The sequence below is a fragment of the Pseudomonas sp. DW-iso17 genome, assembly GCF_058725345.1.
In genome coordinates, this window is record NZ_JBZXEA010000002.1 from 123,104 (window position 1) to 149,749 (window position 26,646).

General features: G+C 60.8%; 25 protein-coding genes. 19 read left to right on the forward strand and 6 right to left on the reverse strand.

The features are described from left to right. Nucleotides 1-33: 33 nt before the first annotated feature. The 3 genes from AC4PS6_RS01875 (at nucleotide 34) to AC4PS6_RS01885 (ending at nucleotide 2,646) form a co-directional block, all read left to right on the forward strand. Entirely contained in the window at nucleotides 34-906 is an 873-nt protein-coding gene (locus AC4PS6_RS01875; RefSeq protein WP_336826882.1) for a LysR substrate-binding domain-containing protein, read from the forward strand. Between the two features lie 91 nt (nucleotides 907-997). After that, entirely contained in the window at nucleotides 998-1,468 is a 471-nt protein-coding gene (locus AC4PS6_RS01880) for a RidA family protein (RefSeq protein ID WP_073845164.1), read from the forward strand. Then, nucleotides 1,465-2,646 carry an aminotransferase class V-fold PLP-dependent enzyme gene (locus AC4PS6_RS01885; protein WP_103452148.1) on the forward strand — a complete coding sequence of 394 codons (1,182 nt, stop codon included), beginning with the start codon at nucleotides 1,465-1,467 and terminating at the stop codon, nucleotides 2,644-2,646. Before AC4PS6_RS01880 ends, AC4PS6_RS01885 begins: the two co-directional genes overlap by 4 nt. Here the strand turns inward: AC4PS6_RS01885 and AC4PS6_RS01890 are convergent. Then, on the reverse strand, nucleotides 2,643-2,984 hold the full coding sequence (locus AC4PS6_RS01890) for a hypothetical protein (protein WP_014717286.1): 342 nt from the start codon (nucleotides 2,982-2,984) through the stop codon (nucleotides 2,643-2,645). The two genes, AC4PS6_RS01885 and AC4PS6_RS01890, sit on opposite strands and share 4 nt — an antisense overlap. Before the next feature lie 219 nt (nucleotides 2,985-3,203). Between AC4PS6_RS01890 and rapA the strand changes: the two genes are divergently transcribed. Beyond that, nucleotides 3,204-6,050, forward strand: coding sequence for an RNA polymerase-associated protein RapA (gene rapA, locus AC4PS6_RS01895; protein ID WP_336826881.1), 2,847 nt, complete (start codon nucleotides 3,204-3,206; stop codon nucleotides 6,048-6,050). Between the two features lie 176 nt (nucleotides 6,051-6,226). Here rapA and AC4PS6_RS01900 read toward each other — a convergent pair whose 3' ends face one another. Beyond that, a complete protein-coding gene (locus tag AC4PS6_RS01900; RefSeq protein ID WP_103452147.1) occupies nucleotides 6,227-7,573 on the reverse strand; it encodes a spinster family MFS transporter in 1,347 nt (448 codons plus the stop codon). A 252-nt stretch (nucleotides 7,574-7,825) separates the two neighbouring features. On the opposite strand from AC4PS6_RS01900, the gene AC4PS6_RS01905 reads away from it, so the two are divergent. Further along, nucleotides 7,826-8,194, forward strand: a complete 369-nt coding sequence (locus AC4PS6_RS01905) for a YkgJ family cysteine cluster protein (protein WP_014717283.1) — start codon at nucleotides 7,826-7,828, stop codon at nucleotides 8,192-8,194. 139 nt (nucleotides 8,195-8,333) lie between these two features. After that, on the forward strand, nucleotides 8,334-10,595 hold the full coding sequence (locus AC4PS6_RS01910; protein WP_020300986.1) for a putative bifunctional diguanylate cyclase/phosphodiesterase: 2,262 nt from the start codon (nucleotides 8,334-8,336) through the stop codon (nucleotides 10,593-10,595). Between the two features lie 228 nt (nucleotides 10,596-10,823). On the opposite strand, the gene AC4PS6_RS01915 is transcribed toward AC4PS6_RS01910, so the two are convergent. Next, nucleotides 10,824-11,126, reverse strand: coding sequence for a DUF2288 domain-containing protein (locus tag AC4PS6_RS01915; protein ID WP_014717281.1), 303 nt, complete (start codon nucleotides 11,124-11,126; stop codon nucleotides 10,824-10,826). A gap of 341 nt (nucleotides 11,127-11,467) precedes the next feature. Between AC4PS6_RS01915 and AC4PS6_RS01920 the strand changes: the two genes are divergently transcribed. From AC4PS6_RS01920 to AC4PS6_RS01960, 9 genes are all read left to right on the forward strand, one after another. Further along, nucleotides 11,468-12,595: a branched-chain amino acid ABC transporter substrate-binding protein gene (locus AC4PS6_RS01920; protein WP_038449342.1), complete on the forward strand. Its 1,128-nt coding sequence runs from the start codon at nucleotides 11,468-11,470 to the stop codon at nucleotides 12,593-12,595. Nucleotides 12,596-12,822: 227 nt separating this feature from the next. Beyond that, nucleotides 12,823-13,746: a high-affinity branched-chain amino acid ABC transporter permease LivH gene (gene livH / locus AC4PS6_RS01925; RefSeq protein WP_003193535.1), complete on the forward strand. Its 924-nt coding sequence runs from the start codon at nucleotides 12,823-12,825 to the stop codon at nucleotides 13,744-13,746. Next, nucleotides 13,743-14,996, forward strand: coding sequence for a high-affinity branched-chain amino acid ABC transporter permease LivM (locus tag AC4PS6_RS01930; protein WP_014717278.1), 1,254 nt, complete (start codon nucleotides 13,743-13,745; stop codon nucleotides 14,994-14,996). The genes livH and AC4PS6_RS01930 overlap by 4 nt, the downstream gene beginning before the upstream one ends. Continuing rightward, nucleotides 14,993-15,760, forward strand: a complete 768-nt coding sequence (gene livG, locus AC4PS6_RS01935) for a high-affinity branched-chain amino acid ABC transporter ATP-binding protein LivG (RefSeq protein ID WP_003193538.1) — start codon at nucleotides 14,993-14,995, stop codon at nucleotides 15,758-15,760. Before AC4PS6_RS01930 ends, livG begins: the two co-directional genes overlap by 4 nt. Before the next feature lies 1 nt (nucleotide 15,761). Further along, complete coding sequence (locus AC4PS6_RS01940) at nucleotides 15,762-16,463, forward strand: ABC transporter ATP-binding protein (RefSeq protein ID WP_003193540.1); 702 nt, start codon at nucleotides 15,762-15,764, stop codon at nucleotides 16,461-16,463. Between the two features lie 258 nt (nucleotides 16,464-16,721). Next, nucleotides 16,722-17,018, forward strand: coding sequence for a BufA1 family periplasmic bufferin-type metallophore (locus tag AC4PS6_RS01945; RefSeq protein ID WP_014717277.1), 297 nt, complete (start codon nucleotides 16,722-16,724; stop codon nucleotides 17,016-17,018). A gap of 22 nt (nucleotides 17,019-17,040) precedes the next feature. After that, nucleotides 17,041-17,919: an MNIO family bufferin maturase gene (gene bufB / locus AC4PS6_RS01950; RefSeq protein ID WP_014717276.1), complete on the forward strand. Its 879-nt coding sequence runs from the start codon at nucleotides 17,041-17,043 to the stop codon at nucleotides 17,917-17,919. Continuing rightward, nucleotides 17,916-18,692, forward strand: a complete 777-nt coding sequence (locus tag AC4PS6_RS01955) for an HvfC/BufC N-terminal domain-containing protein (RefSeq protein ID WP_106111538.1) — start codon at nucleotides 17,916-17,918, stop codon at nucleotides 18,690-18,692. Before bufB ends, AC4PS6_RS01955 begins: the two co-directional genes overlap by 4 nt. Further along, entirely contained in the window at nucleotides 18,689-19,174 is a 486-nt protein-coding gene (locus AC4PS6_RS01960) for a DoxX family protein (RefSeq protein ID WP_014717274.1), read from the forward strand. The genes AC4PS6_RS01955 and AC4PS6_RS01960 overlap by 4 nt, the downstream gene beginning before the upstream one ends. On the opposite strand, the gene AC4PS6_RS01965 is transcribed toward AC4PS6_RS01960, so the two are convergent. After that, nucleotides 19,165-20,079 (reverse strand): LysR family transcriptional regulator, encoded by a 915-nt coding sequence (locus AC4PS6_RS01965; RefSeq protein WP_019817839.1) that lies wholly within the window; start codon nucleotides 20,077-20,079, stop codon nucleotides 19,165-19,167. The two genes, AC4PS6_RS01960 and AC4PS6_RS01965, sit on opposite strands and share 10 nt — an antisense overlap. Before the next feature lie 145 nt (nucleotides 20,080-20,224). Here AC4PS6_RS01965 and AC4PS6_RS01970 point away from each other — a divergent pair, with 145 nt between their 5' ends. From AC4PS6_RS01970 to AC4PS6_RS01980, 3 genes are all read left to right on the forward strand, one after another. Further along, complete coding sequence (locus AC4PS6_RS01970) at nucleotides 20,225-20,824, forward strand: short chain dehydrogenase (protein ID WP_014717272.1); 600 nt, start codon at nucleotides 20,225-20,227, stop codon at nucleotides 20,822-20,824. 96 nt (nucleotides 20,825-20,920) lie between these two features. Beyond that, nucleotides 20,921-21,592, forward strand: coding sequence for a COG3650 family protein (locus AC4PS6_RS01975; RefSeq protein ID WP_014717271.1), 672 nt, complete (start codon nucleotides 20,921-20,923; stop codon nucleotides 21,590-21,592). Nucleotides 21,593-21,698: 106 nt separating this feature from the next. After that, nucleotides 21,699-23,312: an NAD(P)/FAD-dependent oxidoreductase gene (locus AC4PS6_RS01980; protein WP_014717270.1), complete on the forward strand. Its 1,614-nt coding sequence runs from the start codon at nucleotides 21,699-21,701 to the stop codon at nucleotides 23,310-23,312. Between the two features lie 265 nt (nucleotides 23,313-23,577). Here AC4PS6_RS01980 and AC4PS6_RS01985 read toward each other — a convergent pair whose 3' ends face one another. Next, nucleotides 23,578-24,672 carry a PLP-dependent cysteine synthase family protein gene (locus AC4PS6_RS01985; RefSeq protein ID WP_054897976.1) on the reverse strand — a complete coding sequence of 365 codons (1,095 nt, stop codon included), beginning with the start codon at nucleotides 24,670-24,672 and terminating at the stop codon, nucleotides 23,578-23,580. 216 nt (nucleotides 24,673-24,888) lie between these two features. Here AC4PS6_RS01985 and nhaA point away from each other — a divergent pair, with 216 nt between their 5' ends. Continuing rightward, entirely contained in the window at nucleotides 24,889-26,073 is a 1,185-nt protein-coding gene (nhaA, locus tag AC4PS6_RS01990) for a Na+/H+ antiporter NhaA (protein WP_102666640.1), read from the forward strand. A gap of 101 nt (nucleotides 26,074-26,174) precedes the next feature. Here nhaA and AC4PS6_RS01995 read toward each other — a convergent pair whose 3' ends face one another. Beyond that, the gene (locus AC4PS6_RS01995; RefSeq protein WP_003189251.1) at nucleotides 26,175-26,639 is read right to left on the reverse strand and encodes an outer membrane lipoprotein; all 465 of its coding nucleotides are present in this window, start codon (nucleotides 26,637-26,639) and stop codon (nucleotides 26,175-26,177) included. Nucleotides 26,640-26,646: the final 7 nt, after the last annotated feature.

Below are 26,646 nucleotides of genomic sequence, written 5' to 3' on the forward strand. Positions count from 1 at the left end.
GCACTTTCTACCCTGCCCAGGAGGTGCATCCAGGTGGCCTTGCACAACGACCTTCCACCGCTGCTGGCCCTGCGCGCCTTCGAGGCCGTGGCACGGCACTTGAGTTTTATCAAGGCGGCTGACGAGTTGTCGGTGACCCAAAGTGCGCTGAGCCACCAGGTACATAAGCTCGAGCGCCACTTGGGCAAGCCGCTGTTTATCCGGCGAACCCGTGCGATCGACCTGACGTTGGCCGGGCAAGATTACTACGCGCAAATACGCCCTGCCCTGGACGCCATCGCCGCTGCAACACGCAGCCAGCGGGGAGCGCCGTGCGCCAGTGTATTGCGTATCGGCTTGCTGGCGTCCTTTGCCACGCTGTGGCTGGCGCCGCGCCTGGCCGAGTTTCTACAGCGCCACCCGCATATCCAGGTGGAATTGCTGCCCGCGATTCAATTGGCCAACGTCGCCACGGCCGAAGTTGACTTGGCCATCCGCTACGGCAAGGGCGACTGGCCCGACGTGCTCGCCACACGCCTGATGACCGAAACCCTGTCACCGGTATGCAGCCCGGCGTTCAAGGCCAGGCAGGTCGCCACAGGCCCGTTGTTGATGGCGACCTCGCACCGCCCTTTCGAGTGGACCGATTGGTCCGCCCATTACCAGATCAACCTCGATCATCACCCCCGCGTGATGTTGCATGACTACAACATCGTGGTCGAAGCGAGCGTGGCCGGCCAGGGTATCGCCATGGGCCGCCATCGCCTGATTGAACGCAGGCTCCACGACGGCAGCCTGGTGGAGGCCTTTGACAGGCCGCCCTATCACAGCGACATCGGCTATTGGCTGATCGTCCCTCAGGGTCCGCTCAGTGAGGCGGCTGAATGCTTCAGTCAGTGGTTGAAGCAAGCGTGCGCCGACGCGTGAGTTTTTTAGATACGTCGGTTGAGATCTATCCGTTTGTCGCCCCTCGCCACCACCAACATGCTGGAACCTTCTGACACCAGAGGATTTCACCATGACTGACTCCATCCGCCAGCGCGTACACGCCCTCGGCCTGACACTGCCTACGCACAGCCAACCCGCAGCCAACTACATCAATCATGTGATCAGCCAACACCAGCTGTTCATCTCGGGACAAATTCCCATGATCGATGGCAAACCCGCCTACATTGGCCGGCTGGGCGATTCTCTCAGCGATGAAGATGGCGCCCAAGCGGCGGAATTGGCAGCGCTGGGCCTGCTGGGGCAATTAAGCGATGCGCTGGACGATGACCTGTCGCGGGTGGTGCGCATCCTGCGCCTGGGCGTGTTCATTGCCAGCAGCGCCGACTTCCAGCGCCAAAGCCTGGTCGCCAATGGCGCTTCGAACCTGCTGGTCAACGCCCTCGGCGACAAGGGCCGGCACGTGCGCACCGCCGTAGGGGTTTGCAGTCTGCCGGCTGGTGTCGCCGTGGAAGTGGACGCCACTTTCGAGCTGCAGCCATGAGCCCGCTGCAAATCCAGCACTTGCGAGAAGCCACGCCCGGTTGCCAGTCCGGCCTCGTGCACTTCAATCATGCTGGAGCCTCCTTGCCCAGCCAGGCGACGCTCGACGCCATCATCGAACAGCTGCAACGCGAAGCCCGCGACGGCCCGATGGAGGCCGGAGAACAGGGTGCCATCTTAGTGGAGAAGGCCCGCCGCGCCGCTGGGCAGTTGCTCAATGCGCCCGCCTCAGCGATTGCCTTCGCCAGCAGTGGCTCGACGGCCTGGAGCCTGGCCTTCCAGGCGCTGGGGCCCTGGCAGCCGGGTGATCGAATTCTGGTGGGGCGCCACGAATGGGGCGGTAACCTGGCGAGCATGGAACTGGCCATTCAAGCCGGGGCGCGGGTGGAGGTCATCCCGTGCGATGCCAGCGGCGCGGCCTGCCCGGTGGCGTTGGAGGCGATGCTGGATGCCAAGGTGAAGCTGATCGACCTCACCTGGCTGCCGGCCAACGGTGGCTTGATCAACCCGGCCCAGGCCATCGGCGATGTGGCCAGGCGGCATGCCATCCCCTACTTCATCGACGCGGGCCAAGCCGTCGGCCAACTGCCGGTGGATGTGCAAGCGTTGCAGTGCGATGTGCTCAAGTCTGCCGGCCGCAAACACCTGCGCGGGCCTCGCGGTACCGCGCTGCTGTATATCAGGCCGGATTTTCTGCCGCATCTGAACCCGGCCCAACGCGACGTGTTTTCAGCGCCCTGGACCGCCGAAGGCTTCGACCTGCGCAACGACGCCCGGCGCTTTGAAACCAGCGAAGTCTCTTTCGCCCTGCTGGCCGGCCTGGGCAATGCGTTGCACGAGATCAATCAACTGGGGATTGAGCAAGTATGGCAAAGGGTCTCGAAGACCAGCGCGCGAATCCGCGAGGCACTGCGTCAGATACCGGGAATTACCTTGCATGACTTAGGCAGAACGCATTCAGGCTTGATCGCGTTCAACCTGGCCGGCTGGGATAGTTTTGAACTCAAACAACGCCTGGGGTTAAAGCGCATCAACATCGGCGCCAATGGCGTGGCCTACACCCCGCTGGACATGCAAGCACGTGGGTTGAGCAGCGTTGCGCGCATCTCCGTCAGCCCGCTCAACACCGATGACGATATTGAGCTGCTGGTGAAGGCCCTGCGCGAACTGAACGGTTAGACCTCGATATCCACCCACAGGCCCTGGCGCGGCGCGTCTTCGATCAGCGGCGCCACGGGCACGGTGTTGTCAGCGTTGAGCAAGTCGCCGGGAATCGGCAAATGCTGCTCCGCGTCGTCGTCGGCTTCGCGCCGGCGTTTCTGCTGCTCCTGCTGGCGACGCTGCTCTTCGCGCAGCAGAAAGGTCGATTGCTCGGCATCGCCTTTTTTCAGGTCGATCGTGCTCTCGTTGGAGCCCGGTTGAACGGGCACCACCGGCGGAATATCCGGCTTCTGGCGTGCCGGGTCGAGTTGCGACGTGACCGGCACAACACTGACGGGCAGCATGGGTGGCAGCATGATAATTATTCTCCTGATCAACAGGCTGTCGGCGGGTGGCAGGGCGACTTGAGCACCCGCGTGCCAAGCTGTGACTCAGTCGACACTCTCAAGTGCCCGCCATCCGTCGATTCAATTTCCGCCGGCCCGTACAAACAGCGTAGTTTTTGTCAGAGTTCTTGGGCGCCGGGCCGTGTTCCGTTAACATAGTCGGCTTTTTCACGGCGGGAGTCAGGCAGCATGGCGCAGCAGTATCAACCGGGGCAACGCTGGATTAGTGACAGCGAAGCAGAGCTGGGGTTAGGCACCGTTCTGGCACAGGACGGCCGCTTGTTGACCGTGCTCTATCCGGCCACTGGCGACACTCGCCAGTATGCGCTACGGAATGCGCCCCTCACTCGCGTGAGGTTTTCGCCGGGTGACACCATCACCCATTTCGAAGGCTGGAAAATGACCGTACAGGAAGTCGACGACGTCGATGGCCTGCTGGTCTACCACGGCCTCAATGGGCAGAACGAGCAGGTCACCCTGCCGGAAACCCAACTGTCCAACTTTATCCAGTTCCGCCTGGCCAGTGACCGTCTGTTCGCCGGGCAGATTGACCCGCTGGCGTGGTTCTCGCTGCGCTACCACACCCTGGAACACACCAGCCGCCAGTTGCAGTCCTCGCTGTGGGGCCTGGGTGGCGTACGCGCCCAACCGATTGCCCACCAACTGCACATCGCCCGCGAAGTCGCGGACCGTATCGCGCCACGCGTGTTGCTGGCGGACGAAGTGGGCCTGGGCAAGACCATCGAAGCGGGCCTGGTGATCCATCGCCAACTGCTTTCGGGCCGTGCCAGCCGCGTACTGATCCTGGTTCCGGAAAACCTGCAGCACCAATGGCTGGTGGAAATGCGCCGCCGCTTCAACCTGCAGGTTGCGCTGTTCGATGAAGAGCGCTTTATCGAAAGCGATGCCACCAACCCGTTCGAAGACACCCAGCTTGCACTCGTTGCGCTGGAATGGCTGGTGGACGACGAGAAGGCCCAGGACGCGCTGTTCGCCGCTGGCTGGGACTTGCTGGTGGTCGACGAAGCCCACCACCTGGTATGGCACGAAGACAAGGCCAGCGCCGAATACTCGCTGGTCGAACAACTGGCCGAAGTAATTCCAGGCGTGCTGCTGCTGACCGCCACCCCGGAACAACTGGGCCAGGACAGCCATTTTGCGCGCCTGCGCCTGCTGGACCCGAACCGCTTCCACGATCTGCAAGCCTTCCGCGCCGAGAGCGAAAACTATCGCCCGGTGGCCGAAGCCGTGCAGGAGCTGCTGGACAAGGGCCGCCTGTCACCGGCCGCGCACAAGACCATCCAAGGCTTCCTTGGTGACGAAGGTGAAGCACTGCTCACCGCCGTCAACGATGGCGACAGCGAAGCCAGTGCCCGCCTGGTGCGTGAACTGCTCGACCGCCACGGTACCGGCCGCGTACTGTTCCGCAACACCCGCGCCGCGGTGCAAGGCTTCCCTGAGCGCAAGCTGCACGCCTACCCGCTGCCCAACCCGGACGAATACCTCGAACTGCCCCTGGGCGAACACGCCGAGCTGTACCCGGAAGTCAGCTTCCAGGCGCAACCGGACATCGAGGAAGAGAACCGCTGGTGGCGTTTCGACCCACGGGTCGAGTGGCTGATCGACCAGTTGAAAATGCTCAAGCGCACCAAGGTCCTGGTGATCTGCGCCCACGCCGAAACCGCCATGGACCTGGAAGACGCCCTGCGCGTGCGCTCCGGCATCCCGGCCACGGTGTTCCACGAGGGCATGAACATCCTGGAGCGTGACCGCGCCGCTGCCTATTTTGCCGATGAAGAGTTCGGGGCCCAGGTGCTGATCTGCTCGGAAATCGGCAGTGAAGGCCGCAACTTCCAGTTTTCCCATCACCTGGTGCTGTTCGACCTGCCGTCCCACCCCGACCTGCTGGAACAGCGCATCGGGCGCCTGGACCGGATCGGCCAGAAACACGTGATCGAACTGCACGTGCCGTACCTGGAAACCAGCCCGCAAGAACGCCTGTTCCAGTGGTACCACGAAGCGCTCAATGCCTTCCTCAACACCTGCCCGACCGGTAACGCCTTGCAGCATCAGTTCGGCCCGCGCCTGCTGCCCTTGCTGGAAGCCGCCGATGACGGCGAGTGGCAAGCCCTGATCGACGAAGCCCGTGCCGAGCGCGAGCGTCTGGAGCAGGAGCTGCACACCGGTCGGGACCGTTTGCTGGAGCTCAATTCCGGCGGCGCCGGCGAAGGCGATGCCCTGGTCGAGGACATCCTCGAACAAGACGACCAGTTCGCCCTGCCGATCTACATGGAAACCCTGTTCGACGCGTTCGGCATCGACAGCGAAGACCATTCGGAAAACGCGCTGATCCTCAAGCCCAGCGAAAAAATGCTCGACGCCAGCTTCCCCCTGGGCGACGACGAAGGTGTGACCATTACCTACGACCGTAACCAGGCGCTGTCGCGCGAAGACATGCAGTTCATCACCTGGGAACACCCGATGGTGCAGGGCGGCATGGACCTGGTGCTGTCCGGTTCCATGGGCAACACCGCCGTGGCGCTGATCAAGAACAAGGCGCTCAAGCCAGGCACCGTATTGCTTGAACTGCTGTATGTCAGCGAAGTGGTCGCCCCGCGCTCCCTGCAACTGGGCCGCTACCTGCCACCGGCCGCCTTGCGCTGCCTGCTGGATGCCAACGGCAATGATTTGTCGGGCCGCGTGTCGTTCGTGACCTTGAATGACCAGCTGGAAAGCGTGCCACGGGCCAGCGCAAACAAATTCGTGCAGGCGCAGCGCGACCAACTCACCCCGCGCATCAACGCCGGTGAAGAGAAGATCGCCCCGCGTCACGCCGAGCGTGTCGCCGAAGCCAAGCGTCGCCTCGCGGCAGACACTGACGAAGAGCTGGCGCGCCTGACCGCGTTGCAAGCGGTCAACCCGACCGTGCGTGACAGCGAGCTGGTCGCCTTGCGCAACCAGCGCGAGCAAGGCCTGGCCATGCTCGAAAAAGCGGCACTGCGACTGGAAGCGATTCGGGTGCTGGTGGCAGGTTGATAAACCGCTGAACGTAAAAGGCCCGCTTAGTGCGGGCCTTTTTATTAGCCTTTAGAGATCGTTCCCACGCTCTGCGTGGGAATGCATCATGTGACGCTCTGCGTCACGACTTTAAAACGGACGCAGAGCGTCCAGAGCGGCGTTCCCACGCAGAGCATGGGAACGATCACTCGGTCTCACGCCGTTGCCGCCGCTGCCGGCACCTCAACCGCAGTCAACCCTTCCTTCATCCGCTTGGCATCACGCACAAAACTGCGCGAGGCCTGGAACAGAAAAAGCATGGTCAAGAACAGCGCCACCGGAATCAGGTACATGGCGTCATGCAAGCCCACCGCTTTATAAGCCTCGGTCATCTGCTGCGCCCCGGCCGCATACATCGCTGAATGAGCAAAGTGATCGGACAGCGCCCCGACCACCACCGGCCCCATGCCACCGCCGAGCAAATACAGCCCAGCAAAGAACAGCGCCATCGCCGTCGCGCGCAAACGCGGTTCGACCACGTCCTGGATCGCGGTATACACGCAGGTATAGAAGTTGTAGGCAAACAACCAGCCCACACTGAACAGCGCGACAAACACCCCGATTTCGACGCGCCCGGCATGCAATGCCCAGGCGGTGGTGCCCGTGGAGATGATCAAGCTGAAGGCGGCAAACAACAATCGACCATTGGCGACCCGCTGATGAATCTTGTCGGCAATCCAGCCGCCCAGCGTCAGGCCCACCAAGCCGGTCAGGCCGACAATGACGCCCGTCGCGACGGCCGCGTCCTGCAACGGCATGAGGAAATAGCGTTGCAGCATCGGCACCAGGAATGAGTTGCACGCATAGGTGGCAAAGTTAAAGCACAGCCCGGCCAGCACCAGCCACAGGAAGGTCGGCACGGCCAGCACGCGGCGGATCGGGCGGTCGACGCGCGCCTGGGAGACCTGCACGGTTTCCGCCGCGCCGCGCTTGGGTTCTTTTATGTAGAACATAAACACCGCCAGGATCAGCCCCGGCACCGCCGCGATAAAGAAGGGCGCGCGCCAGCTGTCGAACGCCTTGACCATCGCGCCGATGGTAAAGAACGCCAGCAACAGGCCCAAGGGCAAGCCAAGCATGAAAATCCCCATGGCTCGGGCACGGCGGTGGGCGGGAAAGAGGTCGCCAATCAGCGAATTGGCCGCGGGTGCATAGCTGGCTTCGCCGATGCCAATGCCCATGCGCACCAGCAGGAAGGTCCAGAAACTGCCGACCATGCCGTTAACCGCCGTCAGCCCGCTCCAGGCGAACAAGCCCCAGCCCATCAACTTGCTGCGTGAGCCGGTGTCGGCCAGGCGCCCGAGCGGTAGCCCGGCAATGGCGTAGACGATGGTAAAGGCGGTGCCGATGATACCGAGCTGAAAGTCGCTCAAGTGCCATTCCATGCGGATCGGCTCGATGATAATCGCGGGGATGGTGCGATCGAAGAAGTTGAACAGGTTGGCCAGGAACAGCAGGAACAGAATGCGCCAGGCATTCGCCGCTTGGGTCGAGTTCTGCATGGGTCCGTCTCTTTTATTGTTATGAGAGCTGTGATGCCCGATGCATCCTGCCCGGTACCTGCAACATAGTCAGGTAAGGCGGGGTTGTCTGTAATGATTCGTAAAGCTGATAGGGCATGATTTCACCCGACAACACGGGGATTTGTCCCACGAAAATATAAGTGCGTGCCCCCCTTCCCAACGGCCATGGCACGGATAGAATGGCGAGCCTTCCTGTAACACCCCCAACCTACTTTCTTATTGATGACGCCCATGTCCGAAGCCAGTCCGTGTCTGAATTGCGGTGCCTGCTGTTCACACTTTCGCGTGTCCTTCTTTTGGGGTGAGTGCGCCTCGTCCGGGGGCACGGTGCCCGATGACCTGGTGGTGCAGATCAACCCCAGCCGCGTGGCGATGATCGGCACCGACCGCAAACCGGCACGGTGTTGCAGCCTTGAAGGTGAAGTCGGACAGGCCACCAGCTGCTCAATTTATGAGCAGCGCTCCAGCGTGTGTCGCGAGTTCGAGGCGTCCTGGAGCCAGGGCGTGCAAAATGTCGATTGCGACGCCGCCCGTGCCGCATTCGGCCTGGCCCCGTTGGAGGCCCCGCACTTCGAACTCGACCTGCCTATCAGCGCTTAGCACCAAACGCTATGGACGGCATATCAAAATAATTTGAGATCAAAACGCCATTACTCATGGCAAATCTCGAGAGACTTCTATACTCGACCTCATAGGTCATCGCCGCTGGCAGTGACATGGCTCTGTGACGGGATAAGCTATGGAATGGCTGGGGCAGCATTTTTTTACCGACCTTCCAGACAGCGGGCATTTATTGCTCAACTGCAGTCATAACCCGTTTCTGGTGCTGCTGGCGTACCTGGTCGCCTGCGCGGCGGGTTTCGGTACCCTGGACATGGCCGAACGTGTGGGCCATGTCGAAGACCCCACCGCCCGCCGCCATTGGCGCTGGCTGGGTGCCGGTTGCCTGGCAGGCGGCATCTGGTCGACCCACTTCATCAGCATGCTGGCCTTCCAGGCCCCCATCGCCATTCACTACGAACTGATCATGACGTTCGCCTCGCTGCTGATCGCCCTGATCGCCTCGTTGCTTGCCATGCAGACCCTCAGTCATACCCACCTGCGCTTTCATCAGTACCTGGTGGCTTCGGTGTGGATGGGGCTGGGTATCGCGTTGATGCACTACGTGGGCATGTCAGCCATGCGCTCCCAGGCCCAGGTGTACTTCGAAACACGGCTGTTTTTGGCCTCGGTGGCGATTGCCATGGGCGCCAGCCTGGCCGCATTGTTGCTGTCCAGTTACCTGCGCAACGGTGCCGGCGTGTTTCACCAACTGCTCAAATACGCCGCCAGCCTGGTGCTGGGCGCCGGGATTCTGAGCATGCACTTCACCGGCATGGCGGCTATGCAAATGCTGGTGCCCAGTGGCGCGGATCTTTCGTTACCGGCGGATAACAACCCGATTCAACTGGGCCTGTCGGTCGCCATGATCACCTTGCTGGTAATCGGCAGCAGCATCAGCGCAGCCCTGGCCGACAAGAAGTTGCAACACAAGGAGCGTGACCTGCGTCGGGTCAACGCGCTGCTCAGCGAACTCGACCAGGCCCGCGCTTCGCTGCAACAAGTGGCCCACTTCGACGCACTGACCAGCCTGCTTAACCGCCGTGGTTTCAATCAGATCTTTGCGGAAAAAGTCGCGGAAAAAACCCGCAACCAAGGCATGCTGGCGGTGATCTTCCTTGATATCGACCATTTCAAGCGTATCAACGACAGCCTGGGCCATGACGCGGGCGACCAGTTGCTCACAGTGCTCGCCGGGCATATCAAGGGCTCGATACGCAGCCATGAAGATGTAGTGGCACGCTTTGGCGGCGATGAGTTCTGCATCCTGGTCAATATTCATCACCGCGACGAAGCCCGGCACATGGCCCAGCGCATCATGCAGAAGATGAAAGAGCCCATCGAACTGGCCGGCCGACGCATGGTGATGACCACCAGTATCGGTATCAGCCTGTTCCCCGAGGACGGCCACACCTGCGAAGAGCTGCTGAAAACCGCCGACCTGGCGCTGTACCAATCCAAGGATGCCGGGCGCAATTGTTTGAACTTCTTCAGTTCCAACCTTAAAACCCGTGCCTTTCTTGAGCTGCAACTGGAAGAAGAACTGCGCGCCGCCTTGCGTACGCGCAGCCAGCTGGTGCTGTTTTATCAACCGATCTTTGACATGAAACTGGGCAAGGTCACACGCCTGGAAGCCCTGGTGCGCTGGCAGCACCCCCAACACGGGCTACTGGCCCCGGACCGCTTTATCGGCATCGCCGAGAACAACGGACTGATCGCCGAGCTGGACCACTGGGTATTGCGTCAGGCCTGTCACGACCTGAGCCTGTTGTCTGACCGGGGCTACACCGAGCTGATCATGGCCGTGAATTGCTCGGCGCTGAACCTGGCGCGTGACGAACTGGCCGATGAAATCGAAGACGCCCTGCGCTTCGCCGGCATAGGCACCAACCGCCTGGAACTGGAAGTCACTGAAAACGCGTTGATGGGCAACATCAGCAGTACCTTGGCGCTGTTGCGGCAGATCCGCGCCCTGGGTGTGTCGCTGGCCATTGATGACTTCGGCACCGGCTATTCGTCGCTGGCTTACCTCAAGCGCTTGCCGCTCAACACTTTGAAGATCGACCGCTCGTTTATCCAGGACATCCCCAAGTCCACCGCAGACAGTGAAATTGTCCAGGCGATTATTGGCATGGCCCACACCCTGCACTTGCAGGTGGTCACCGAGGGCGTGGAAACCCAGGCGCAGTTCGAGCTGCTGCTCAAGCATGGCTGCGACTACATCCAGGGCTACCTGCTCAGCCCGGCGGTGCCTTTCGATGACATCATCGGCGTGATGCAGGGCATTGCCATGCGCAATCCGTTATATCTGCCAAGCGTGGAAGGCAACGACGCTGCGCAGCCAAAAGACCCGGCGCCAGGGCGCATCGGCTCGCCTTCTATTGTCAGGCCGATTCGTTGAGACCCGGGCACGGGGAGTGGTGGTGTGATCGTTGCTTCTCTTCACGCCGCGTCATACCCGGAAACAATTGCGCCACTCATTCCTTCTGCCCTCAACTGTTCCCGTGACGCTTACGTCACCCTCGGCTGTGACCTTTCTCTACGGCAAGGTGCCATCACGCGTTGAGCGGTTACTCGGCTACACACTTCACTGCGTGAAAAATACGCACCTTTTTCGTGCGCGCCATTATTACCGCGCCCTTTCCTGGATCAGGATCCACGGCGAGACCACTACCGCCCATAAGCTTGGATCCCGTTCCACCAGGTCCAATGCCCGCGTCGCAGACACCTCGCCAAGGGTGCCTGCAGCCAGCCAGGCGGCGACTTTGTCACGGTTGTCTTCGGCCATTCCTTCGGCGGCCTCGATCAAATCCAGGCCGGCATCGACCCACAATAGGGCACCCTTGGCAAAGAACGGTTCAAGCTCCTTCCAGGAAATTTCGGCGGTTTCACCGAGCAGCTTGGCATAGAGGGTGCTTGGTTCTTGCGTCATGGGAATTCACCTGAGTAAAAAATCGGCGCAATCATAGCCCCGTCGCTCAGGCAGAAAAACCCAGTAGCAAATGAAGTAGCGATTGAAACTGCCAGGAAAGCCACGGAATGCCTTGAAAGCTATCAGCAACCCGGCGCAATTCTGTCTTTTTCTTTCACTTAAGCGACACACCCAGGTTTTGCCCCCAGCTGCCAGCTTTTCAAGCGATCAACCGGCGCTCTACACTGTACCGGTACAGTTGCCAGGGCAATGCCGGGGGGATATCCGCGATATCTGATCCGGTTCTGCAGCTCACAAGGCCGCTAGAACTATAAAAAATACAACAGTAAGAGTGGAGCACTATGAATAAGGCTACTAAGCAGATTTCCAAACTGTTTGCCGCTATGGTCCTGGCTGGGGTTGCCGGCCATTCGTTCGCAGCCGACACCATCAAGATCGGCATCGCCGGCCCCAAGACCGGTCCGGTGACGCAATACGGCGACATGCAATTCATGGGTGCCAAGCAAGCCATCGCAGACATCAACGCCAAGGGCGGCGTAGACGGCAAGATGCTTGAGGCCAAGGAATACGACGACGCTTGCGATCCAAAGCAAGCCGTGGCCGTTGCCAACAAAGTGGTCAATGATGGCGTCAAGTTCGTCGTCGGCCACCTCTGCTCCAGCTCCACTCAGCCAGCGTCGGATATTTATGAAGACGAAGGCGTCATCATGATTACCCCGGCCGCCACAAGCCCTGAAATCACTTCCCGTGGCTACAAGCTGATCTTCCGCACCATTGGTCTGGACAGCGCACAAGGCCCGGCAGCCGGCAACTACATCGCCGACCACGTGAAACCGAAAATCGTCGCCGTCCTGCACGACAAGCAGCAATACGGTGAAGGTATCGCCAGCGCCGTGAAGAAGACCCTTGAAGAAAAAGGCACCAAGGTTGCCGTCTTCGAAGGCCTGAACGCCGGTGACAAAGACTTCTCCTCGATCATCCAGAAACTCAAGCAAGCCAACGTCGACTTCGTCTACTACGGCGGCTACCACCCTGAGCTGGGCCTGATCCTGCGCCAAGCCAAGGAAAAAGGCCTGAACGCCAAGTTCATGGGCCCAGAGGGCGTGGGTAACGACTCTATCTCGCAAATCGCCCAGGGCGCTTCCGAAGGCCTGCTGGTGACCCTGCCGAAATCCTTCGACACCGACCCTGCCAACAAAGCCATCGTTGAAGAGTTCGCCAAGAACAAGCAGGACCCAACCGGTCCGTTCGTGTTCCCGGCCTACTCGGCGGTTGAGGTCATTGCCGGCGGTATCAAGGCCGCCAAGAGCGAAGACACCGCCAAAGTGGCCGAGGCCATCCATGCCGGTACCTTCAAGACCCCTACGGGCGACCTGAGCTTCGACGCCAAGGGCGACCTGAAGGACTTCAAGTTCGTGGTCTACGAATGGCACTTCGGTAAACCAAAAACCGAAGTTTCCCCTCAGTAAGCCAGGCGTTACTGGTCAACAAGCCCACTGTGCAAGCAGTGGGCTTTGTTTTACGAGGTTTATGGGCCATGTCACCCGCGATCCGGGCGCTGGCTCACCTGAAAATCTTAAAACCGTCACCAGCGGTTCGCTGGCAAACGCTTTGTGCAACCTGGTCACAGAACAGGGCACCGAGCCGGAAATGACTCCACCAGTGAAATGCGTATCGGGTTTTTAGGAGCGCTGTAATGCCTGAGATCTATCATTTTTTCCAACAGCTGGTTAATGGCCTGACCATTGGCAGCACCTATGCCTTGATAGCCATTGGCTACACAATGGTTTACGGCATCATTGGAATGATCAACTTCGCCCATGGCGAGGTGTACATGATTGGTTCCTACGTGGCCTTTATCGCCCTTGCCGGGCTGGCCATGATGGGGATCCACTCCCTGCCGCTGTTGATGACCGCTGCGTTCCTGGCGTCGATCATCGTGACCAGTGCCTATGGCTACAGCATCGAGCGGGTTGCCTACCGTCCCTTGCGTGGCAGCAACCGTTTGATCCCGCTGATTTCTGCCATCGGCATGTCGATTTTCCTGCAGAACACCGTATTGCTGTCCCAGGACTCCAAGGACAAGTCCATTCCCAACCTGATTCCGGGGAGCATCTCCTTCGGCCCGGGTGGCGCACAAGAAGTGCTGATTTCGTACATGCAGATTCTGGTTTTCGTGGTCACCCTGGTGGCCATGCTGGGCCTGACGCTGTTCATCTCTCGCTCCCGTCTGGGCCGCGCCTGCCGGGCCTGCGCCGAAGACATCAAGATGGCCAACCTGCTGGGCATCAACACCAACAACATCATCGCCCTGACCTTCGTCATTGGTGCTGCGCTGGCGGCCGTGGCGGCCGTGTTGCTGAGCATGCAATACGGCGTGATCAACCCCAACGCCGGCTTCCTGGTGGGCCTCAAGGCCTTTACCGCAGCGGTATTGGGCGGCATCGGCAGCATTCCGGGCGCCATGCTCGGCGGGCTGGTGCTGGGTGTGGCCGAAGCCTTTGGCGCCGATATCTTCGGTGACCAGTACAAGGACGTCGTCGCGTTCGGCCTTTTGGTTCTGGTGTTGTTGTTCCGTCCGACCGGCATCCTGGGCCGTCCGGAGGTTGAGAAAGTATGAGCAGATATCTTAAATCGGCGTTTTTCAGCGCCTTGCTGGTATGGGCCGTGGCCTTTCCGGTACTCGGCCTCAAGCTGAGCATTGTCGGCATCAACCTGGAGGTGCACGGCACCGGGCCAGTGACCCTGACCATCATCGCCCTGTGTTCGGTGCTGATGTTCCTGCGTGTACTGTTCACGCAGCAGGTCGGTGCCTTGTTCAAGGGCAACCGTGGCCCGTTGGTGTCGCCCAAGGTCAGCCAATTTCTGACCCTGCCGCGCACCCAGCGCTACATCATCATCGGGTTGATCATCGCGGCGCTGATCTGGCCGTTCTTCGGCTCGCGCGGCGCGGTCGACATTGCCACCCTGATCCTGATCTATGTGTTGCTGGGCCTGGGCCTGAACATCGTAGTGGGCCTGGCCGGCCTGCTCGACCTGGGTTATGTGGGCTTCTACGCCGTGGGTGCCTACACCTACGCGCTGCTCTCGCACTACCTGGGCTGGAGCTTCTGGATCTGCCTGCCACTGGCCGGTATGGCAGCGGCTACGTTCGGCTTCCTGCTGGGCTTCCCGGTGCTGCGCCTGCGCGGTGACTACCTGGCCATCGTGACCCTGGGCTTCGGGGAAATCATTCGCCTGTTCTTGCGTAACCTCACCGATATCACCGGTGGCCCCAACGGTATCAGCAGCATTCCCAAGCCGACGTTCTTCGGGCTGTCGTTCGACCGCACCGCCGCCGAAGGCATGCAGACCTTCCACGAGTACTTCGGGATTGCCTACAACCCGGTGAGCAAAGTGGTGTTCCTGTACCTGGTCGCGCTGTTGCTGGCATTGGCGGCTCTGTTCGTGATCAACCGCCTGCTGCGCATGCCCATCGGGCGCGCCTGGGAAGCGTTGCGCGAAGATGAAATCGCCTGCCGCGCCCTGGGCCTGAACCCGACCATCATCAAGCTATCCGCGTTCACCCTGGGCGCTGCGTTCGCAGGCTTTGCCGGCAGCTTCTTTGCCGCTCGCCAAGGCCTGGTGACGCCGGAATCGTTCACCTTTATCGAGTCGGCGATCATTCTCGCCATCGTGGTATTGGGTGGCATGGGCTCGCAACTGGGCGTGATCCTGGCGGCCATCGTGATGATCCTGCTGCCGGAAATGATGCGTGAGTTCAGCGAATACCGCATGTTGATGTTCGGCGCCATGATGGTGCTGATGATGATCTGGCGCCCTCAAGGCCTGCTGCCCATGCAACGTCCACACATGGAGCTGCGCAAATGAGCCGCGAGATCCTGAAAGTCGAAAACCTGAGCATGCGCTTCGGCGGTTTGCTAGCGGTCAATGGCGTGGCCCTGACCGTCAAAGAGAAACAAGTGGTAGCACTGATCGGCCCCAACGGCGCCGGCAAGACCACGGTGTTCAACTGCCTCACCGGCTTCTACAAGCCGAGCGGCGGCAGCATCCTGCTGGACGGCCAGCCGATCCAGGGCCTGGCCGGTCACGAGATCGCTCGCAAGGGCGTGGTGCGTACCTTCCAGAACGTGCGGTTGTTCAAGGACATGACGGCGGTCGAGAACCTGTTGATCGCCCAGCACCGTCACTTGAACACCAACTTCTTCGCAGGTCTGTTCAAGACCCCGGCGTTCCGCAAGAGCGAGCGCGAGGCCATGGAATACGCGGCGTACTGGCTGGACAAGGTCAACCTGACCGAGTTCGCCAACCGCCCGGCAGGCACCCTCGCCTACGGCCAGCAGCGTCGCCTGGAAATCGCCCGTTGCATGATGACCCGCCCGCGCATCCTGATGCTCGACGAACCTGCCGCAGGCCTGAACCCCAAGGAAACCGAAGACCTCAAGGCGCTGATCAGTGTGCTGCGTGAGGAAAACAATGCCACGGTGCTGTTGATCGAACACGACATGAAACTGGTCATGAGCATCTCCGACCACATCGTGGTGATCAACCAGGGCACGCCGCTGGCCAATGGGACGCCGGAGCAGATCCGCGACAATCCCGAAGTGATCAAAGCCTACTTGGGGGAAGCGTAAAATGCTGCAATTCGAAAACGTTTCCACTTTCTACGGCAAGATCCAGGCCCTGCACAGCGTCAACGTCGAAGTACGCCAGGGTGAGATCGTGACCCTGATCGGCGCCAACGGGGCTGGCAAATCGACCTTGCTGATGACCTTGTGCGGTTCGCCGCAAGCCTACAGTGGCAGCATCCGCTACATGGGTGAAGAACTGGTGGGCAAGCACTCCGCCGAGATCATGCGCAAGAGCATTGCGGTGGTGCCGGAGGGCCGTCGGGTGTTTTCGCGCCTGACCGTGGAAGAGAACCTGGCCATGGGTGGGTTCTTTACCGACAAGGGCGATTACCAGGAGCAGATGGACAAGGTGCTGCACCTGTTCCCCCGCCTCAAGGAACGCTTCAGCCAGCGCGGCGGCACCATGTCCGGCGGCGAGCAGCAAATGCTCGCCATCGGCCGGGCGCTGATGAGCAAGCCCAAGCTGTTGTTGCTGGACGAGCCTTCCCTGGGCCTGGCACCGATCATCATCCAGCAGATCTTCGACATCATCGAACAACTGCGCAAGGACGGTGTGACGGTGTTTTTGGTGGAGCAGAACGCCAACCAGGCGCTGAAAATCGCTGACCGTGCCTATGTGCTGGAGAATGGCCGGGTGGTGATGCAGGGCACTGGCGAGCAATTGCTGACGGATCCGAAGGTGCGGGAGGCGTACCTCGGCGGCTAAGAAAGAGCAAGTTCTAAATGGGAGCTGGCTTGTGTGGGAGCTGGCTTGCCTGCGATAGCATCACCCCGGTGTATCTGAAGAACCGAGGCGTTTGCATCGCGGGCAAGCCCGACTCCCACATTTTCTTTGTATAAGCCATTAAATAGGTGTTGTTTTGCAGTTTTTTTCGATGGCTTTGTAACGAATTCCCTCCCCCTTTCTCTAGTGGTGCATGCAGGCAATCAAGCCTGCGCATTCAACCACTGCTGGAGACACACCATGACCACCAAACTGTCCGCTGCCACCCTCGTTCTGGCCCTTGGTTCTGCCCTGAGCCTGTCCGCCCTGACCACCACCGCCCACGCGGCCGACGACATGCAGAAATGCTTCGGCGTGGCTGAAGCCGGCAAGAATGACTGCGCCGCGGGCGCCGGCACTTCCTGCGCTGGCACCTCCAAAACCAAAGACCAGGCCAATGCCTGGAAGCTGGTCCCCGCCGGCACGTGCACCCAGACCCCAAGCACCACCTCGCCGACCGGTTTTGGCCAGGAAGCGGCCTTCACCGCCAAATCCTGAACCCCGCGCAGCCTGAGTACTGATGATGACGCCTACAGCCCAACACGCGGTCTCACCGGCTCAGGTGCCCGGCCTTCCCTATCGGGCCGGGCTGGGGCTCAAGACCGAGCACTTCACCGAGGTGCTCGAGACCCGTCCCGACATCGGTTTTTTCGAAGTACACGCCGAAAACTACATGGTGGCCGGCGGCCCGTTTCATCACTACCTGGGGTTGATTCGTGCGCAGTACCCCCTGTCACTGCACGGCGTCGGCCTGTCTATTGGCGGCGAAGGTCCTCTGGACCGCGAGCACCTGGCACGCCTGGCCACGCTGATCGAACGCTACCAACCCCAGTCTTTTTCCGAACACCTGGCCTGGTCCAGCCACGGCCCGGTGTTTCTCAACGACCTGCTGCCCCTGGCCTACGACGCCAGCACTCTGGAGCGGGTATGCGAACACGTGGACCAAGTACAGAGCACGCTCAAGCGCCCGATGCTGCTGGAAAACCCGTCTACTTATCTGCAGTTCCAGCGCTCTACTTTGGACGAAACCGACTTTATCAGCGAGATCGTCCGCCGGACCGGTTGCGGCCTGCTGCTCGACGTCAACAACGTCTACGTGTCGTGCATCAATCACCAGCGCGACCCGCTGGCCTACATCGATGCCCTGCCATTGCACGCGGTGGGTGAGATTCATCTGGCCGGTTTTGCCGAAGACACCGACAGCCTGGGCGACCGCCTACTAATCGACGACCACGGCGCGCCGATCGATAACGCCGTGTGGCAGCTGTACGCACAGGTACTGGCGCGAACCGGAGCGGTGGCGACGCTGATCGAGCGGGATAACCAGGTGCCCGCGTTCAGCGTGCTGCAAACAGAGGCCCGGCAGGCCGAATGGTATTTGTCGCAGGTGGACAGATGAGTATTCAGCAAACATTCGCCGAGGCTTTACTGGCCCCGCAAGCAACCTGCCCCGAGGGCGTGTTCAGCAGCAACGGTGCTGAGCCGACGAGCCGCTTTGCGGTGTATCGAAACAATGTCCATAGCGCGTTGATCCATGCTTTGGCGGCCGCCTACCCGGTGGCGCGGCAACTGGTCGGCGATGAATTTTTCCGCGCCATGGCCGGCCTGTATGCCCAGGCTCATCCGCCCACCAGCCCGTTGATCAGTGAGTACGGCAGCACGTTCTCTGACTTTATCCAGGGTTTCGAACCGGCCTCGAGCGTGCCCTACCTGGCCGATGTCGCCCGGCTGGAACGCTTGAGGGTTCGCGCTTATCACGCGGCGGATTGCCAGGTTCTGGATCAGCACAGCGTACTTCGGCAACTGCAAGGCTGCGCGCAACTGGGGCAACTGCGTGTACGACTGCATCCGTCACTTGCCACGCTGGAATCTTCCTACGCGGTGGTATCGGTCTGGGCGGCGCATCAGGTCGACGGGGCTATCGCCACTTTGCACCCTTGGTATGCCCAAGGCGCGCTGGTCTTGCGCCAAGGCTTAGCGGTCAAGGTGTTCGCCATCGACCGCGGGTCTGTGACCTTTATCAACCGCCTCAACCACGGCGCCGGGCTGGAAATGGCCATCGCTGATGCCCTGGAAGCCTCCACCGAATTCGATTTGCACCAATGTCTCACGCTGTTGATCAGCCACGACGCCATCACTCATTTGCATCTGCAACCCGAGGTATTGCCATGAACATTCCCGCTCCTTGCCTGGTAAAGCGAACCGTCGCACTGTTTGAAAAAATCCCCTACAGCCTGATCGCCTTTATCGCGCGCTTCTCCATTGCGGCGGTGTTCTGGAAGTCTGGCCAGACCAAGGTCGAAGGCTTTGCCATTGACCTGATCAGCGGCACCTTCCAATGGGGTGAGCCCAAACTTGCCGCCTCGACCCTGTTTTTATTTCGCAGCGAATACCAATTGCCTCTGCTGTCGCCCGAGGTGGCCGCGCACTTGGCAACCTTTGCCGAGCACTTTTTTCCGGTATTGATCCTGCTGGGGTTCGCCACGCGCTTTTCGGCCCTGGCCTTGATCGGCATGACCCTGACCATCCAACTGTTCGTCTACCCCGACGCCTATCCCACTCATGGCACCTGGCTTGCGCTGTTATTGCTGTTGCTTGCCAAAGGCCCAGGTTGGCTGTCCATCGACCACCTGATTGCCCGTCGTTATCGCTGAAGTCGATCCAGTGCCTCGCCGCTGCGCTTGAACCAGTCCACCAGGTAGTCGGCCAACACTTGGGTACGCCGTGGCAGGCCGCCCTGGTAGGGATGCACCAGGTACATCGGCATGCTGCGCGTCTGATAGTCGCGCAGCAGCCAGCGCAATCGGCCATCAGCCAGCTCCGTGGGTAAAACGTAGGACGGCAGGCGAGCAATACCGGCGCCGACCAAGGCGGCTTTTTTCAGCAGGTTGTAGTGGTTGGAGGCGAAGGTGCCGCTCACCTTTACCCGCAGCAATTCGTGTTGCTGGTGGTACAACCATTCCTCGCGGCCACTGTAATGACTGTTGAGCAAACAGCTGTGCGCCGCCAGGTCCGCCGGGGTCTGCGGCTCGCCATGCTGTTCCAGATAGGCCGGGCTGGCGCAGGTCATCTCATGCCAGGCCAGTAAAGGCCTGGCTACCAGGCGTTCATTCTCGAGGGCGCCCGAGCGAACGCCCAAGTCAAAGCCATCGCGCGCCAGGTCCCGGTAGCTGTTGTTAAGCTCCAGCTCGATCTGCACCTGCGGGTATTGCTTGGAAAATTCCAGCAACAAGCCATCGAAAAAGGTTTCACCCAACGACACCGGGACAGTCATACGTACAGGGCCGGCCAAATCATCTTTGAGCCGCGCCAAGGCCTGGCGCGCGCGTTCCACCTGCACCACCAATGCTTGTGCCTGGGGCAGCAACGCCGCGCCGGCAGCAGTAAGGCTCAGCTTGCGCGTAGTGCGGTGCAGCAAAACCACGGCAAACTGCGCTTCCAACTGGCTGATGCGCTTGGACAACTGCCCTTTGCTGCAGCCCAATTGTGCTGCCGCCACAGTGAAACTGCCGGCTTCGATCAGCACGGCGAACGCCGCCAAGTCATCCATTTCGCTCATGGATTGTTTCCATTTGAAAACCAAAGGTTGCCTATTAGCGCGTTTATCCAGCTAAAAAGCCACACTAGACTGAATGCAAATCCCAACCCCTGCAGGAGCGAACAAGCTCGCTCCTGCAGGGAATCAGCCCCAGAGGAACAGCACGATGAAAATCCTATTGATTGGTGCCAGCGGCACCATCGGTTCAGCCGTCAAGGCAGAGTTGGCCCAGCGCCACGAAGTGATCAGCATCGGCCGCACCAGCGGTGACTTCCAGGTGGATATCAGCGATAGCAACTCGATCCGTAAGCTGTTCGAGCAGACCGGCAAGTTCGACGCGCTGATCTGCGCGGCAGGCAGCGTCAACTTCGTGCCCCTGGCAGACATGAACGACAGCGATTTCGAACTGGGCCTGCGTGACAAACTGATGGGCCAGGTCAACCTGCTGTTGATCGGCCGTGAATACGCCAACGACGGTGCTTCGTTCACGTTCACCAGCGGCATTCTGAACCGTGACCCGATCCGCACCGGCGCTTCGGCGGCCTTGGTCAACGGTGCATTGGACGCCTTCGTCAAAGCGGCGGCCATCGAGTTGCCACGCGGCCTGCGCATCAACTCGGTCAGCCCGACGGTGTTGCTGGAAGCCATGGGCAGCTATGCTCCCTATTTCCGTGGCTACAAACCTGCCCCGGCCGCCGATGTGGCACTGGCTTACGCCAAAAGCGTCGAGGGCCTGCAAACCGGTCAGACCTTTATCGTAGGTTGAGGGTGAGATCCGTAAGAAACGCCTGAAGCTGGCAAGCGGGCTTGTGATGCACGGCCAGCCTGCGTAACGTGGCGGCACTTGCCTGGAGACCCGATAATGCGCGCCGCCCGTACCCTCGCCCTGTTTGCCTTGCTTCCTGTGTTCGCCGCCTGCCAATTGTTCGAAAGCGAGCCGGCCAAGCCATCGACTGTCGGGCTGACCCGTATGCAGGGTGAGTTGACGGCGGTGGACGGCAAACTGCTGTTCCAGCCCTGTGGCGACCAGCGTAGCTACGTGGTCAACGATACCGGCGGCACCAGCGTCCTGCAGGAAGCCGCCTCGCTGGCTGGCCAGCAGGGCATACTATTTGCCGACCTGCGTGGCAAGTTTTCCGGGGTCGCCAGCGGCACCCAGGGTTCAGTGGACCTGCAACAGCTGTATCGCGTCGAACGCTCGACCTCAGCGTGCTCTGACCCGGATTTCAAGCGCATGATCCTGCGGGCCAACGGCCATAAACCCGCCTGGGCGATGAACGTCACGGCCAAGGGCATGGTGCTGGAGCGCGAAGGCCAGCCACCTTTGGCAGTGCCGTACGTCGAGGAACAACTGGGCGACGGCCGCTTCAACCTGATGACCGAAGCCAATAACCAGCACATCGAACTATGGGTGGCGCCCCAGCGCTGCGTCGACAGTGTGAGCGGCAGCCTGCAGCACATGAGCGCCGAGCTGCGCGTGAACGGCCAGGTGCAGCGTGGTTGCGCGGCGTTCGGCGGCTCGCGGGACGACTGATTAGCCCCTGTGCTGTTTTAACCTGACGGAAACTTGCCATTGGGGCTTATAATCGCCGGTTTGCAAAACAGCCGGCCTTCTTGCCCGCCGCCTACCGGATCCTGTCATGTTACGAATCACCGAACTCAAGCTGCCCATCGACCATCCCGAAGAAGACCTGCGCACGGCCATCGTGCAGCGCCTGGGCATCGCCAGTGATGACCTGCTCGATTTCACCCTGTTCAAGCGCAGCTACGATGCGCGTAAAAAGACCTCCGAGCTGTGCTTCATCTACACCGTCGACCTGAACGTGACGGGTGAAGCCGCGTTGCTGCTCAAGTTTGCCGACGACCGCAACGTCAACCCGGCACCGGATGTCAGCTACAAGGTGGTGGGTCAGGCGCCGGAAGGCCTGGCTGAGCGGCCGATCGTGGTAGGTTTTGGTCCCTGCGGGATTTTCGCCGGCCTGCTGCTGGCACAGATGGGTTTCAAGCCGATCATCCTCGAGCGCGGCAAGGAAGTGCGCCAACGCACCAAGGACACCTGGGGCCTGTGGCGCAAAAGCGTGCTCAACCCAGAGTCCAACGTGCAATTTGGTGAAGGCGGCGCCGGTACCTTCTCTGACGGCAAGCTGTACAGCCAGATCAAGGACCCGAAATTCCACGGTCGCAAAGTGCTGCACGAGTTCGTCAAGGCCGGCGCGCCGGAAGAAATCCTCTACGTCAGCAAGCCGCACATCGGTACCTTCCGCCTGACCGGCGTGGTAGAAAACATGCGCGAGCAGATCATCGCCCTGGGCGGTGAAGTGCGCTTCGAACAACGGGTCACCGACGTGTTGATCGAAGACGGCCAGTTGAACGGCGTGGTCATCGACGGCGGCGAGCAGATCCTCTCCAAGCATGTGATTCTTGCCCTGGGCCACAGCGCCCGTGACACCTTCCGCATGCTCCACGACCGTGGCGTGTACATGGAAGCCAAGCCATTCTCGGTGGGTTTCCGTATCGAGCACCCGCAGTCGCTGATCGACGCCGCACGCTTGGGCAAATACGCTGGCCACCCCAAGCTGGGCGCAGCGGACTACAAACTGGTGCACCACGCCAAGAATGGCCGTTCGGTCTACAGCTTCTGCATGTGCCCGGGCGGCACCGTCGTGGCTGCGACCTCGGAACCCCATCGCGTCGTGACCAACGGCATGAGCCAATACTCGCGTAACGAGCGCAATGCCAACTCCGGCATCGTGGTAGGCATTACCCCCGAGGTGGACTACCCAGGCGGCCCGCTGGCCGGTATCGAGTTGCAGGAACGCCTGGAGTCCCACGCCTACATCCTCGGCGGCAGCAACTACGAGGCCCCGGCGCAACTGGTGGGCGACTTCATCGCTGGCAAACCCTCCACGGCGCTGGGCAGCGTGGAGCCGTCCTACAAACCCGGCGTGTCGTTGGGTGACCTGGCGCTGGCCTTGCCGGACTTCGCCATCGAAGCCATCCGCGAAGCCTTGCCAGCGTTCGAGAAACAGATCAAAGGCTACTCGCTGCACGATGCGGTGCTGACCGGCATCGAGACCCGCACCTCGTCCCCACTGCGCATTACCCGCAACGAGTCGATGCAGAGCCTGAACGTCAAAGGCTTGTTCCCGGCCGGAGAGGGCGCGGGGTATGCCGGCGGGATTCTGTCGGCGGGTGTCGACGGGATTCGGATCGCCGAGGCGTTGGCGCGGGATATGCTCGGCATCGAGGCCTGAAGCACGCTGACGGCCAGCATAAATCCCGTGTGGGAGCTGGCTTGCCTGCGAAAGCGGTGGTGCAGTTAAAGACTAGGTGACTGACACGCCGCTTTCGCGGGCAAGCCCGCTCCCACAGGGGATCTGTGCCGGGCGTTGATCCTGGGGGCAATACACGACCACTGTGGGAGCTGGCTTGCCTGCGATAGCGGTGGTGCAGTTAAAAATTCAGTGACTGACACTCCGCTTTCGCGGGCAAGCCCGCACACAGTTGGATAGTGGGGTGTCAGATATTAGCGCGCAGGATGTTAGCGGGTAGCGCCTCACCGCGTTCGACACTCGCCGCAACCGCCGCGATCAACCCTTCCAGCTCATAGCCCTGCCCCGCCAGCCACGCTTGATCGTAATAGGTCGTGGCATAGCGCTCACCGCCATCGCACAAGATCGCAACGATCGACCCCGACTCCCCCGCCGCTTTCATCTGTTGCGCCGCCATCAGCGCACCGATCAGGTTGGTCCCGCTGGACCCGCCAACCCGTCGCCCCAAACGCTCAGCCAGGTAATGCATGGCCGCCAGGGACAATGCATCCGGCACTTTGACCATGGCGTCAATCACCGCGGGCAGAAACGATGCCTCCACCCGCGGGCGACCAATCCCTTCAATCCGCGAGCCACAGTCCAGGCGCAGGCTGGCGTCACCACTCTGGTAGAAATCGAAAAACACCGAGCGTTCGGCATCGGCACACAGCACCCGGGTGCAATGCTGGCGATAACGCACATAACGGCCCAGGGTCGCGGTGGTGCCGCCGGTGCCAGGGCTGGAAATCAACCAACTCGGCTCCGGGTGCTGCTCAAAGCGCATCTGCTGGAAGATCGACTCGGCAATGTTGTTGTTTGCCCGCCAGTCGGTGGCACGCTCGGCGTAGGTGAACTGGTCCATGAAGTGCCCCCCGCTTTCCTGGGCCAGGCGTTCGGATTCGGCGTAGATCTGCGTCGGGTCCTGGACCAGATGGCTCTTGCCACCGTAGAAGGCAATCTGGGCGATCTTCTCTTGGGACGTGGTCGCGGGCATGACGGCAATAAACGGCAAGCCGAGCAAGCGCGCGAAGTAGGCTTCCGAGATCGCCGTAGAGCCGCTGGACGCTTCAATAACGGGGGCGCCCGGCTTGAGCCAGCCATTGCACAGCGCATACAGGAACAGCGAGCGCGCCAGCCGGTGTTTCAGGCTGCCGGTGGGGTGGCTGGACTCATCCTTGAAGTACAACTCGATGCCTGGCAAACCCGGTAATGGCAGCGGGATCAGGTGGGTATCGGCGCTCCGCTGGAAGTCCGCTTCAATGATACGAATGGCTTCGCGGGCCCAGGTACGGTGGTCGCTCATGGTGGGTTCTCTAAAGGTTTTCAGCGGTGATCTTAGGATGTTTCCCACGCTTCACACAGATACAGTGACGACGCAATTGGACACACAATTGCTAGTCTTTAGCCCACCGATGCCCCGGTCCATCCCTTATAACAAATAAGAATATAACTTTTGTTTTAACAACTAACGGTACGGGTTAGGGTACCCACCTATTGAACCTGGATTGGAGAGCATCCCTTGCCTCTGCGTAGCACTTTCACCCGTTTCTTCCAGCTGGAAGCCGCCAGTGGTCTGTTGTTGATCGCCGCTGCCGCTTTGGCGCTGATTATCAACAACTCACCGTTGTCGCACCTGTACAACGCCTTTCTCGACACGCCGGTGGTGGCTCAGGTTGGCGCGTTGAAAATCGCCAAGCCGGCGCTGCTTTGGATCAACGATGGCCTGATGGCCCTGTTCTTCCTGTTGATCGGCCTGGAGGTCAAGCGTGAGCTGCTCGATGGTCACCTGTCCAAGCCTTCGCAAGTGGTGTTGCCTGGCGCAGCGGCCATCGGCGGCATGGTGGTGCCGGCGCTGATCTACTGGGCGCTGAACAAGGACAACCCGGCCGCCCTCGCTGGCTGGGCGATCCCCATGGCCACCGACATTGCCTTCGCTCTGGGCGTGCTGGCCCTGCTGGGCAAGCGCGTACCGGTGTCACTGAAACTGTTCCTGATGACCCTGGCGATCATTGATGACCTTGGCGCCATCATCGTCATTGCCTTGTTCTATTCCGCTGACTTGTCCACGGCATCCCTAGCGGGCGCGGGGGCGTGCTTGATTGCGCTGATTGCGATGAACCGCCTGGGCGTGATCAAACTGGGGCCGTATATGATCATCGGCCTGATCCTGTGGGTGTGCGTGCTCAAGAGCGGTGTGCATGCGACCTTGGCGGGTGTAACCCTGGCGTTCTGCATTCCACTGCGCACCAAAAATGCCGAAACCTCACCGCTGCTGAGCCTGGAACACGCCCTGCACCCGTGGGTGGCCTACGCCATCCTGCCGCTGTTCGCGTTTGCCAATGCCGGGGTCTCTCTGACAGGTGTCAACCTGGAGAGCTTCACCCACTCCGTGCCCATGGGCATCGCCGCCGGTCTCTTGATCGGCAAGACCGTCGGTGTGTTCGGCCTCACCTGGCTGGCGATCAAAACCGGCATCGCCTCACTGCCCAGCGGCGCCAACTGGGGTCAGGTAATGGGCGTGGCGATTCTGTGCGGGATCGGCTTCACCATGAGCCTGTTTGTCGGCTCCCTGGCGTTTGTGCCAGGCGCCAGTGAGTTTGCCGGTGAAGATCGCATGGGGATTCTGACCGGGTCGATCCTGGCGGCCTTTATCGGGTATGCGGTGACGGCGATGGCAAGTCGCAAGAAAGCCGTCGTTGCATGATTGAAGTCAGTCAGTTGTAGGAGCGAGCTTGCTCGCTCCTACAAACAAAACCCCCAACCGGTCACCCGGTTGGGGGTTTTTCTTCGCCTGAAGCTTAAGGCTTAGCGAGTAACGCGGCTGGTACCGTCGACGGTCATGATGCGTACGCGGTCGCCAATGCGGAAGATTTCATTTTCCTGCACGGCTTGTACGTAAGCACGCATGCTGCCGTCGTCTTCGCGCACGGTGATTTCCACGCCCTGGGTACGGGTCAGGCCTTCTTCAGTGGCCGAGCCCAGCAGGCCGCCCGCAACTGCGCCGATCACAGCAGTAACGATGCTGCCTCGGCCGCCACCGATGGCGCTGCCGCCAACGCCGCCGATGACTGCGCCCGCGGCGCCGCCGATTGGGGTTTTGGTGCCTTCGATTTTCACCGGACGCAGGGATTCGATGGTGCCCATGCGAACGGTCTGTACACGACGCGCCTCATCACGAGAGTACGAGTCGCCGGTCAGACTCGAGGCGCAGCCACCCAGCAGCAACGACAGGGTGGTAAAGCAGGCAACTAGTAAAACGGACTTACGCATAGCATCA